Annotated in this window: 11 protein-coding genes and 1 pseudogene; 4 read left to right on the top strand and 8 right to left on the bottom strand. The window is 41.6% G+C overall.

Annotation, left to right across the window (positions count from 1 at the left end; all coding sequences use genetic code 11):
- Together NC796_RS04865 and NC796_RS04860 are read left to right on the top strand one after the other, a co-directional pair.
- A partial coding sequence (locus tag NC796_RS04865; RefSeq protein WP_310682631.1) for a hypothetical protein occupies positions 1-531 on the top strand: 531 nt, incomplete at its 5' end.
- 728 nt (positions 532-1,259) lie between these two features.
- A complete protein-coding gene (locus tag NC796_RS04860) occupies positions 1,260-1,502 on the top strand; it encodes a winged helix-turn-helix domain-containing protein (RefSeq protein WP_310682629.1) in 243 nt (80 codons plus the stop codon).
- Positions 1,503-1,627: 125 nt separating this feature from the next.
- Here the strand turns inward: NC796_RS04860 and NC796_RS04855 are convergent, their stop codons facing one another.
- The 3 genes from NC796_RS04855 to NC796_RS04845 all read right to left on the bottom strand — a co-directional run bounded on the left by NC796_RS04855 (position 1,628) and on the right by NC796_RS04845 (position 3,533).
- Entirely contained in the window at positions 1,628-2,578 is a 951-nt protein-coding gene (locus NC796_RS04855) for a CHAD domain-containing protein (protein ID WP_310682627.1), read from the bottom strand.
- A 206-nt stretch (positions 2,579-2,784) separates the two neighbouring features.
- Positions 2,785-3,048 carry a hypothetical protein gene (locus NC796_RS04850; RefSeq protein WP_310682625.1) on the bottom strand — a complete coding sequence of 88 codons (264 nt, stop codon included), beginning with the start codon at positions 3,046-3,048 and terminating at the stop codon, positions 2,785-2,787.
- Positions 3,049-3,179: 131 nt separating this feature from the next.
- On the bottom strand, positions 3,180-3,533 hold the full coding sequence (locus tag NC796_RS04845) for a hypothetical protein (protein ID WP_310682623.1): 354 nt from the start codon (positions 3,531-3,533) through the stop codon (positions 3,180-3,182).
- A gap of 248 nt (positions 3,534-3,781) precedes the next feature.
- On the opposite strand from NC796_RS04845, the gene NC796_RS04840 reads away from it, so the two are divergent.
- Both NC796_RS04840 and NC796_RS04835 read left to right on the top strand, forming a co-directional pair.
- Positions 3,782-4,426 carry a phosphoribosyltransferase family protein gene (locus NC796_RS04840; RefSeq protein ID WP_310682621.1) on the top strand — a complete coding sequence of 215 codons (645 nt, stop codon included), beginning with the start codon at positions 3,782-3,784 and terminating at the stop codon, positions 4,424-4,426.
- 110 nt (positions 4,427-4,536) lie between these two features.
- Positions 4,537-4,959, top strand: a complete 423-nt coding sequence (locus NC796_RS04835) for an SRPBCC domain-containing protein (protein WP_310682620.1) — start codon at positions 4,537-4,539, stop codon at positions 4,957-4,959.
- A 413-nt stretch (positions 4,960-5,372) separates the two neighbouring features.
- On the opposite strand, the pseudogene NC796_RS04830 reads toward NC796_RS04835, so the two are convergent.
- The 5 genes and pseudogenes from NC796_RS04830 to NC796_RS04810 all read right to left on the bottom strand — a co-directional run.
- Positions 5,373-5,486 (bottom strand): annotated as a pseudogene (locus tag NC796_RS04830) (IS110 family transposase); the annotation flags it as partial.
- 400 nt (positions 5,487-5,886) lie between these two features.
- Positions 5,887-7,224 (bottom strand): hypothetical protein, encoded by a 1,338-nt coding sequence (locus NC796_RS04825; protein ID WP_310682619.1) that lies wholly within the window; start codon positions 7,222-7,224, stop codon positions 5,887-5,889.
- A 337-nt stretch (positions 7,225-7,561) separates the two neighbouring features.
- The gene (locus NC796_RS04820) at positions 7,562-7,951 is read right to left on the bottom strand and encodes a PRC-barrel domain-containing protein (RefSeq protein WP_310682618.1); all 390 of its coding nucleotides are present in this window, start codon (positions 7,949-7,951) and stop codon (positions 7,562-7,564) included.
- 95 nt (positions 7,952-8,046) lie between these two features.
- Positions 8,047-9,189 (bottom strand): hybrid sensor histidine kinase/response regulator, encoded by a 1,143-nt coding sequence (locus NC796_RS04815; RefSeq protein ID WP_310682616.1) that lies wholly within the window; start codon positions 9,187-9,189, stop codon positions 8,047-8,049.
- A 35-nt stretch (positions 9,190-9,224) separates the two neighbouring features.
- Positions 9,225-11,477 (bottom strand): PAS domain S-box protein, encoded by a 2,253-nt coding sequence (locus NC796_RS04810; protein WP_310682614.1) that lies wholly within the window; start codon positions 11,475-11,477, stop codon positions 9,225-9,227.
- Between the last annotated feature and the right edge of the window lie 46 nt (positions 11,478-11,523).

Below are 11,523 nucleotides of genomic sequence, written 5' to 3'. Positions count from 1 at the left end.
ACCCGCATTCATAATGTGGTTATCGTGGGAGATCGCATGATCGGACTGACCCCCAAAAACAGATGCGTAATCGGTCAGCTTATTCCGGATATTATTGAAAATACTGGTATGAGAATGGAGGTCGAACCGATGGAGGAAGTAAATAAATTGGGAAGTGTGGATTTAATCGAGCCTGTCCCCAATTCCGAAGATCTGTTCTTGGTAGCGATTAAAAATACAATATACCAGTTTGATATTTGGGGTGATATGACGCGTTTTGATGAACTGGAAGATGAGGTACAATGCATTAACTCCATCAATTTCAATCACACCTCGTCGGTCTTAGCAACCAACAGAGGACTATATGAAATAGACGTTCAGGAAATGCCGAATATGGTCAAAACTCAAAGCCTGCCTCGTCGCATATCAGCAAACCACCTTAGGGATGAGTTCGAAGTAGCACTTTATACCGAGGATCCTTATGTGCTTGGGATTCATCCTGCCGTAGGCATCTTTTCCAAGACCAAAGACAAAAAGTTATACTTCTTCTAAGTTCAAATTACTTGAACTCAGGCTTTAATAAATGGATATCGGTCAGTGCGATGTCTAACTAAGCCTCGACTAGAGTAGAGAGCCTTTCTCCCTGCTCTTAGCTTGCAGGCCTTGAATGGACGCTGCACCCGCTCCCCTCGATATTTTGATTATTGAAGTGGTGGGAATTTCCTCCCTGCTAATCCAAGGACTGTGTCCTTTCCCGAGACTCAGTATAACTGAATAGCCGGAAAGGCTGGCTGAACCTGCTGTTTGATTGTCCGGTAAAAAGGGTACGTAGTATTTTCTATTGCCGCCGGGAAAGCTGAACTGCGTATCCATTACCAAGCAGCCATGTCGGCTGGTTGCGATGCCATTACACCCGCAACGAGAACGACTTTTAAAGCTGAACTGTCGGCATCCAAACCCCTTTTCAGATTTATTTCCAATTCAAATTCTTTTGTGAGGATGTGCATTGAATGGTATCTATAGAGTGTAATATAACTTTGAATAGTTAGCCATGGTCGTTTGAAAACGGTCGGGGTTTTAGTCTCTTATCGACTAGGAATCCATTTCCCCCAATTTACGTTTTAAATATAAGTCCTTTACTGAAGGCTATATCCTAATCTTATCTCCCACTCCAATTATTGACCTCGGTCGCTTGATTGTGGCCGGGGTTGTTTTATTGTTTAACAACACATGCTAATCGTTGGCTTCAAGGAGACGACACACGAAATCTGTCATTTCTAATGGCAATTTTAATTTTATTCGCTTCTACTAGTTGGGGACAAAACGAATACCAAAACCCGGACACTCTAGCAATAAATCAGCTGCCCCGCAAAGAATTTGAGGTGCTTTTTTACCTGGCTAGCCCGAAAGGAAAGGTGCTGGACCGACGGACCATATTAAACCATGTCTGGGGCACGGGAGTACATGTAGTGGATCGTACGGGACGTTCATGTACGCAAAATTCGCAAAAAGATCGGGAATGAATACATCGAAACCGTAAAAGGGGTACGGTATCGCTTCAAGGAGTAATTTAATCTCATCTGAAAATCAAAAATTTATTGCCACTCGATAGAATCCTGAACTCGATTTAAACAGACCTATGAAGCTACTACGAATATTCCAGGGGTTCGGGCTGGGGCAATTTCTCATTTTCAATTTCCTGGTGGTGGGTTTCCCAATATACTTCCAGGCGGTCACAAAAATCGGATGGTGAGTCGCAGTAGAACTTCCGGCCCTTTAACAGGGCATGTTCTTTCATAATGCACTGCTGCTTTTCCAGCAGTGCGTTGAACATCATTTCTTCCTCCCGGTTGTCAAAAGGACGGTCCATTTTTTGGATAATATGTTGCAGGGTATCCAAATCATTGAGCGTACCAATAAAATCGGTTACTGCATGCAGCTCATCTTCCAGGGTTTCCAGAACCGGAGGCCAGATCCTGTTGAGCACATCTATCTGGTAACGCAGATACTTTGCCCGTTTACGCCACTCGTGGAAATCCTCCACATTTCCCTGCTCCAGGGACCGTTGCAAACCCTTACAGCCCCGTTTATAGGTGCGTTTGATGCTGGGTCGCAGCTCATCAAAGGATTGGATTTTTAGAGGCCAGCACGGAATGGTTTCGAGCTTCTTCTTAAGTGCTTCCTGAATACTTTCAAGTCGTTTCTCTTGGTTGAATACTTTCTTTGCCAATTCTTTACGATAGGAACGTAATTGTTTTTCAATTGCATTGAATGCGTTCTCATACAGGTGTGAATCAAATTGCTCTTGAAGCCGCTCCAACACTTCAAGGCTGGAGGTGGCATCCCGGATGTCTGATATTTCCCGTCCTCGATCGCGGAACCAGGCGTTTTCCTCCTCGTAATAGTCAATCTGATCCCGCACCAATCGCAAGCAGGCCCTGTTTTTTTTAAACGCCTTACGGGCTTCATGGACCGCTTCGTGCCGTTGCTCCTCTCCGCTGGCATTATCCAAATAGTCCAAAGCCTTGTTACACTCCTGGATCATCAAGCGCTTCACCCCCTGTGAAAGATCCTCCGTGTAGTGTAATTGGATACTCATTTTCACGCAAACCGTTAATTTGAAATTTTATAATAAGCTGAAGGCTTAGCTTGTAACTGCATTTCATGTTGATGTTCCCACAACCAATAAAACAAGGTAACAACCATATTCGTTTATGAGATTTGCTGAAGGAAGGAGACTTCACACCCAGAGTACCCTCGTCATGGCTGTGTTAAGGCTAGGTAAAGAAATTGGACGATCCTTTTTTAGTCTAAAAGTGGACGCCACTCATTTTGAGAATTATTAAAATCGTCAATTTTGTCTATGATATTTCTTTTAGCCTCCCTGAAGGAAGCTCCGCCGGCTTCCAAATGAATGCTCTTCTTTTCCATCTTATAGATATAGTCTTTTTCACATTTCATTTTGTGTTTTGCGGGAGTCCCGGATTCAATGAGGCGGTGGTGGGTTATAAGAAAGCCACCGTATTCATAGACCTCCTCATGATGATCGGTATCTTTCCATCTGTTCAATATGCGGATCTTTTGGTAGAGATTAATTGGAACTACGATAATAGTCGGGGTAGTGATTAAACTGTTAGAAGAGGAAAATATTTTTCCTGACTATGGGAAGGTCGTAGAGATGTGCACGTAAACCGGAGGTTTTATCGTTTCTCAGCCATCATAAACCCAGAGATAATGCCACTGGTATGGGCTAATTTTTGTTGCCATTCTTCCAGGGGAGATCCTTCGAGGGGCAGCGATTGATGGGCATGGAATATGACTTCATGATAGAATTTTTTGACCAGGCTTTCTCCGCTTACCCGACCATCTAAGGGAACATCATCGAATCCCATGCGCTCAGCAAATCGCAACAGTCGCTGCTTACGAATATCCAGATCTTGCTTTTTTTCTAATGTAGCATTTCTGCTAAGGTATTCACGTAGCTCACCTATCTCATTATCATACCAAAGAATTCGTTCTTTGATCGATTTTTTAAGCCACTCAGTTTTCCTCATGGACTCATCAACTAGTTAAGTACCAAAGAATCATTCTGTTAGGGAAGGTAATTCAATAAAATAAATTATACTTCTGTGGTCAAAAATACCAATTCAATTTTTAGTGTGCCATTATGTAGGAATATCCCCCTCATCTGTTTGGTAGAAGCACCTATAGACTTGGTGATAAGTTTTAAGGAATATTAATTTAATGGGCATTATCTATTCGCATGCATTGATAGATTAAACTCCTAAGGAAAACTACTTAAATGTTTGAGGATCGAAAAGAGGCCGGCAGAGCGCTGGGGAGTGCTCTCAAAAAATATCAATCGGCAAAGCCTGTCGTATTAGCCATTCCGCGAGGAGGAGTAGAAGTAGGATATTTCGCAGCCCTTACCTTGGGATGTGATTTTGACATAATCATAACCCGAAAGCTCTGCTATCCTCAGCAGCCCGAAGCCGCCTTTGGTGTCATTGCAGAGGATGGCAGCCTGTACTTTGATCCCTGGTCAAATAAATATCTTACCAAAGATATTATTATCAAAGTTCAGACAAAGGAAAAGAAAGAAATTCAACGGCGTGTCCTTCAATACCGAAACGGAGAAGACTTGCCCTCTCTGAAAGGGCGAGTGGTTATTCTGGTGGATGACGGCATTGCAACAGGGGCAACGATGTTTGGTGCTATTCGAATGTGCTGCAAGCATCATCCCGAAAAGATTGTAATAGCAGCTCCCGTTTCGGGCCTAACCAGGCTCTCTAAGCTTGAGACCGAAGCAGATGAAGTGCTTATCCTGAATAAATATCAACATTTAGCAGCCGTATCACAGGGGTACTGTAACTTTACAGACCTTACTGATGAAGATGTTCAGCTCTACCTGAAAAAACAGCTTAGCGGGACAACAAAACTTTTTTAGTTCCTTGTTAAGGTTCAAATGAGTTACTTTTAAAGAAATTATAGGCTCTGTGCCGAGCGCAATCCCGTTAAAAGCATTTCGATTACAACTCAGAGCTAATTTAAAGGAATATGGAAGAGAAACTAACTGTAAAAGATCAAATTGAAATCAACGCTTCGAAAGAAAAAGTCTGGGAAGTATTGACCTATACGAAATACTATAAACAGTGGGACGAGCTTCCAGAGGATTTTTCAGAGGACAAATTACGACTCGGGAGTATAATAGAATGGGAAGGTTACTCCAAAATGACTGTCAGAACATTTGAGCCAAATAATCACTTGGATATTTCTCTATACTTGCCAAGGGTTGACTTAAGTGAGGATGCATATGATGTATCATATTCCTTCAAATTGTCTAGAAAAAATGATCAAACGATCCTGACAATTAAGATTGGAGATTTTTCTCCATTACCGAAAGCTCAAGATTATTACCAAGCATCTGTTGAGTTTGCAGATAAGGCAAAGAAAAAGATTAAGGAATTATCAGAGCACTGAACTTCTAATAAAATTATGACGTATACCCTATAATCCATATACGGCTTCCAAAGTCAACAGGCAATAGCTCTCCCCGGCAAGTTTTTTTCACGCCTTTCTGTATTCGATGGCCTGGTGGATTGCTGCTGCAGGCAGTATTCAACGATGGTTGACAGCCTTCGTGGCTGCACCAAACATATATAGAGGCTCGGCGGTTGGTGGTCGAAACAAGCCCGCATTCACCCACCGGTCCCACCTATTGCGGGACGGCTATAGAACATATTGCGTGCCCTGGACCCGGATGATCACGCGCGGGGCTATGGCCCGGCCGGGCCATTCCAGTTATGGAGCATCTCGGAGCAGGGGCAGCAGGGGCCGATGCGTTTGGGCGATTCCCATCTGCCGGGCAATCGAAGATATTCCGGATGGCAGGGCATATTTTTGTGATAGGCGACGGTTCCAGTCCCGTCCAGGATGCACCCTGCAGGGCTTCTTGCATGCAGGTCGATTCCGCAGTAATATGGATGTTCGAGAATATAAAAGTTCATGGCTTTCCTCCTTGGGTTTGTTAGGGTTGTCCAGAACCGTAATCTACGATTCCGGGAGGAGGCCATGAATAATATCACGCGCATTAAGCGGACAGGCCACGCCGATTCTTGCTAGCTACCAATTTTATTTGTTAACCTACCATTTTGTATTTGATTCAATATACAGGAGCCTATAGCTTAAGTGTAAGGTGGTTCGGTGCAATAAAAATTTAAAAAGTAGTATTATGAATAAATATGCCTTGATACTAGTCTTTTTTTGTTTGGGTATTTTCTTCAGCCTGTTCACATATTGATTGGCATCCGCCAATTATTAGATTCAATGAAGTCGGTTGAAATAAAAAAGGATCCCGAACCGGTTGGCTCGGGATCCTCTAGAGTTTCCTAATTGGTAGCTGAATACCTAGTTGCCCAGGTTAGCCAGAACCATGATGTCGGCCACGAATTCGGCTTCTGCATCGTTGGCAGTTGTGAAGCTTTCATCCACAATCGTTTTGACTTCAGAATAGAATGTTGTGTATGCATCTACAAATATCTGAAGACTCAGTGTAGCTTCCAGTGAAGATTCAAGTTCAGCTTTGGCCCCGTTGTCTTCATTAATTCGGGCATTAATTTCTGTCATTGTTTGAGCATTAGCGGAAAACTCTTGGGAAAGAGCATTAACGACAGCTTCGTTATATGTTTCGAAGGCAGCGTCAATATCTTCCTTGGTAGCTCCGGTCATCGCTTTGATATCGCTACGGAGTGTTACTGCAGCATCAGCAGCAGCCTGGATGTTAGATTCCGTAGCACCTTGCGCTTCCATGCGTGCCTGTACAGCAGCATCTATAGCGTAAGAGGTAAACAGGGCAGCTGTGGTTCTCGCTTCAGATTCAGCTTCAGCAGAAACTTCACTGCTGTGCTTTACAAATACGCGATTTGACATCTCTTTAGCCTTGGCATACAGCTCAGCATCGACGCCAGCGTCAGCGTGTGCTTTAACCACTGTTTTTGTGAAGGCTTCCATCGCTGCTTGTTCATCTTCCGCACTGGTAGCCGCATTCAGCTCGCTTTCAAGCTGAAGCTGTGCTTGTGTCTTTGTCTCCATAATCTGCTGTTTTTGATCTCCTGTAATCTCAGCAGATTGACTTGCAAAGAACTCAGCACGTGCTTCTGCTTCTGCTGCCAATGCTTCAGCATAGGTAGCTGCTGCCTGGCTGTTGCTTTGAATTGCAGATGAGGCCTTGGCCCCGATATACGCTTCGATATCAGCCTTGGACACCATCTCAGCATTACCTTCGGCTACGATTTTGGAATATACATCGGCTTCACCGGATGATTCTACAGTCAGCGGTTGAACCTGAACGGTACTACCACTCTCAAGTTCACCGGTTATAAACGTCTTCCACTGCTGGCCGCTTTTTTCTGCCATTATAATAACCTGCTGGCCTGAATTGGCAACGGCTTCAGCATTGATGTTTAAGGTGAACTCGCCCTCTGCGTTTGTCTCAGTTTCAGCACCGGAAATAGTTTCCAGGCTTCCGTCAGAGGAAATTCGTGCAGCCGTTACGGTTGCTCCCTCAACGGCTGCAGCCGTGGTTGGACTCGAGTACTTGGCTTTATTTTGTGTATTCTCATCTTGAACTTGTCCTTCAACTGCAGCGGATCCCTCACCAGGACCTGCAGAGTTGTTATCACAAGCTGTACCTGCCAATGTGATAGCTAATACTATCAGTAATGATGGTATCTTTAAATGTTTCATATATGAATTTGGTTTATTAAGGTTAATTGTCACTCCTACGAATAATTACGTATTTAACTACGTAGTTCTTCGTATGCTTTGTATATACTACTCATGGCAGAAAAGTTCCGACTATTTTTGATCGAGAGGCCAAATTCACATTAAAATTTTTTTATATAGTTCGAGTAGCAGGAAATTGAATGCTCACTTGAGTGAAACGGGTTGATGATTTTATAGCAGGGAAGTTAAAACCCTTCAAATAATTAGGTTGGAAAAGTTTTGTTTTACTCTTAGTTATTAAGAATGGCTGTATTGTGAGTCAAATGTATTGGATTTTAACTATTCCCAATATTCTGATTTACCATTGATAGGCCAGTGTAAAATTATTTTCAGAGATATTGAGTTCCTGAATTTGTTGATATTCAGGTGAAAAATCCTTCAAATTTCCTCTTGTAGTATACCTGGCAGCCTCGACCAATTTTTCTTTCTTTATTTCAAAAAAGAAATTTTCACCTGAAAATACAAAATCCACTTCCTCTCGTGGGATGGCAAAATGACGATGTATTTTACCAAAAAAATTTGCATAACAAAGAAAAATAAATGTAATGGTCCCATCATTTGTGTTTATAGCCACGTTTTGAACCACCCCAATTTTCTCCTGAGTCTGAATTTGTAATTTAGTACCTAAAAGTTCGGTAACAAGTTTATTGCAATTTGTCATATCAATAACTAGTACCCCAAATACCATTTGCCGTTTTAATTTGTTAGCTAAAACTATTTGAAACAAGTATAGTATTCAAATCGGACTTTTAATGTATCATTGGTCCCTTATCCTTTGTTATGCTAGGAGATGTGATTGGGTATACTAAACCTAAAGATAGATCCTTCATTTGGAGAGCTTTCAACCAAAATTTCACCTCTGTGAGCCTCAATAAACTCCTTGCATAACAGCAGTCCCAAGCCCGTTCCTTGCTCATTGTCCGTTCCCGTTCTTTTTGGACGTTCTTCAGGGTTGAAGATAGTTTTCTGAATTTCTTTCGGTATTCCAATCCCTTCGTCTTTCACCGCTACCTGGATAGCATCTTTCTTTTGGGTAGTCTCAACAGTAACTTGGTCGCCTTCATTTGAAAATTTGATAGCATTTGAAATAAGATTTCGAATCACTGTGGATATCATTTGTGGATCAGCAAAGATTATTGGTGCTTCTATTTCCGAATCAAATTGGATTTCCACTTCTTTCTTGTTTGCCTGGGTCTGATAGAGATTGATGCTATTGATTATCTCCTCTGAAAGTGAAAAATTCTCCGGATTTAATTCAAGATCATCTGTTTGCAAGCGAGTCCATGCCAAAAGGTTTTTCAGTATCATGGTAGCAGATTCAGAGGACCTTGATATCAACCTCACATTTTCCAGGATCTCAGGGTTAATTTTTTCATCCACCAGGTCTTCCTCAACAAATTCGGCTAAACCTGAAATTCCAAACAATGCATTTTTCAGGTCGTGAGCTATGATAGAGTACAGTTTTTCCTTTGTTTCTGTCAGTTGTTGTAGTTTCTGCTGTTGTTTTATGATTTGGTCCCGGGCATTCTTTAAACTCAGATGAGTCTCAATACGGGCCAGTAGTTCACCTGAGTTAAAAGGTTTTGTTACATAATCAGCCCCTCCCAAATTAAATCCCTTAACTATATCCTCCTCTTCAGAACGAGCCGTAAGAAATATTACTGGTATTTCTGATAACCGAGGGTCTGCTTTCAACTCCCGGCACACCTCAAAACCATTTTTGCCCGGCATCATAATATCTAGCAAGATTAAGTCAGGCTGGCTCTTAATAGCAGTTTTTACCACTTGGTCACCACTCGTTACAGCTGCAATTCTGTAACCCTTGTTATCGAGGATTGTACCCAACAGCTGTATATTTTGGGAAACATCATCCGCTATTAAGATCAAAAAATCATTCCCAGGTTTGCCATCTGTTTGATCAGTCATGGACATTCATAATTCATTTAAAGTTTTCAGAAATCCTAGCCCTCGAGAGTTTCAATTAATTCGGGATATTTAATGGTAACCAGCTTGCGGATTTGTTCGATATCAAAAAGCTGTATGGCTGTCTCTAATTGGCTATTGAAACGTACAATCTCCTGTGCAGGAACCTCTTTCTCAACCTCCTTCATCGCTTTTAACAAATCTTTATAATGGTCCATCATAATGGCATCAGTATCCAGTTCTGAGATAATAGGTGTTATATCAGAATTTAATTTCTTAACTATTTTTCCCCCCTTTATATTGACACCATTTATCTCAGGAGACTTTTTCTGCCTGTCATCATTGCTCTCTTCAATGCTATTATTCTCATCAGTACCTACAAATCTTGCTAGTTGCATCAAAATTTGTGATCTGCTTACCGGTTTCCTTAGGTACCCGTCGAAGCCGTACCCCTCCAATTCTTTATTATGAGTGGTAAATGCGGAAGCAGTAAGTGCAACTATGGGTAGTGTTTTCTTTTTTTTCTTAATCTGTTTCATGGCCTCGACACCATCCATGTGTGCCATCTTGATGTCCATAAAAATCAAATCCAGTGATTGTTCCTCGGCCAAACGTACTGCTTCTACTCCGTTGGAGGCTTCTAAAACATCTAACGGATATTCTCTCAAAAAATCTTTGACTAAATCTCTGTTCAATTGGATATCATCGACAATGAGAATCCGGCCTTTCTTGAGATCAATGTTATAATCTATCAAGACATCATTTTCCATTTCTTCATTCATAGAAGCAATGGCCAAATTGGGGATTATTAGAGTGAAAATACTGCCTTTTCCTGGCTCACTTTCTACATTAATACTCCCATTCATTAGGTGAGCAAGACGTAGAGAAATTGCGAGACCCAATCCGGTGCCTCCAAATTTATCTGAGATAGAATAATCTTCCTGTTCAAATTCACTAAATATTGCCTGCTGCCTTTCTTTAGTTATGCCCTTACCAGTATCTTTTACATACACTTCTAGATTAACTTGGCTCTCTATACTTTCGATCTCTCTAGATCGTACCCCTACTTCCACAAAACCTTCTTGTGTAAACTTCAGTGCATTACCTACAAGATTTACCAGAATTTGTCTCAACTTTAATTCATCTAACAGAATAGAATTTGGGGTGGAATCATCTATTTCGGTTCTAATTGTTACTCCTTTTTCTTCGGAACGAAGTGCAAATATACTTTGGACTTCATCAACAACTCGTCTAACATTAACGGGACGAATGTTTAACTGCTGTTTTCCAGCTTCTATTTTCGACAGGTCTAGCACATCATTAATTAATTTCAACAGGCTTTGCCCACTGTTGTAAATGTTTTGCACATACTCTGTCTCCAGATTACTGTCTACTTGTTCTTTTAGCATATCTGCAAAACCCAAGATCGCGTTCATTGGCGTGCGAATTTCATGGCTCATGTTGGCGATGAACTGGCTTTTGGCCCTGTTAGCCTCCTCTGCTTTTTCCTTGGATTCGATTAGCTGGTTTTCCAACACCTTATGTTTTGTGACATCCTGCCCCATGGAATACATGAGACCGGTCTCATCATCAAAGGTTGCAGCCCAGGATATCCAATATTCGGTACCATCTTTTGCTATCACCCGGTTCTCGAATCTTACCATCATTTTAATTTCCCCCGAGGCAAGCTTTCCGACCTCCTGCATGGTTCTTTCAATATCCTCAGGGTGGATCAATTCAGTAAACGGCATGCTTAAAAGCTCTTCCTCCGTATAACCAAGCAATTGTTGAAAATGAGGATTAAACTCTTTTAAATATCCATCCGGAGTAGCTGTAGTCATGAAATTCAGCGGAAGGGAAAAAAACTTTTTAATGATCTTTTCCCGCTTTTTTCGCTCGGATACGTCCCTTACCACAGCTTGAAAACCGACATGATTCCCGGTTGTATCTACTATTTTTTTAACAAGTGTTTCGATAGGCAGGGAATCCCCATTCTTTTTTAGAAATTTTGTTTCTAACGTCTGAGACTTTCCTGCTCCAGCGCTCATTACTGCTCTTCCCATTTTTTCATATGCTGACTCGTTCGCATAAAGCTCTTTTACTGGTACTCCCACTAGTTCGGATGGCGAATATCCCAACATTGATTCTACTGAATCGTTTACAGCCAAAATGGACCGGTCAGTATTTTCCAGTATTATAATCTCTGGAAAAGATTCGAAAATTTGGTTAAGTAATTTTACTTTGCTCGTAAAACCTTCAAACAAGTCTTCACTGACACTTTCCCAATCCATCACCACATGATTTATATTAAAACTCCAGTTGTCCTATAGACATATT

The organism is Aliifodinibius sp. S!AR15-10 (genome assembly GCF_031569985.1).
In the GTDB taxonomy this organism is placed as follows: Bacteria; Bacteroidota; Rhodothermia; order Balneolales; family Balneolaceae; genus JAMQKA01.
The sequence above is the reverse complement of the archived record's forward strand: the minus strand, read 5'-3'. Positions and strand labels throughout refer to the sequence as shown.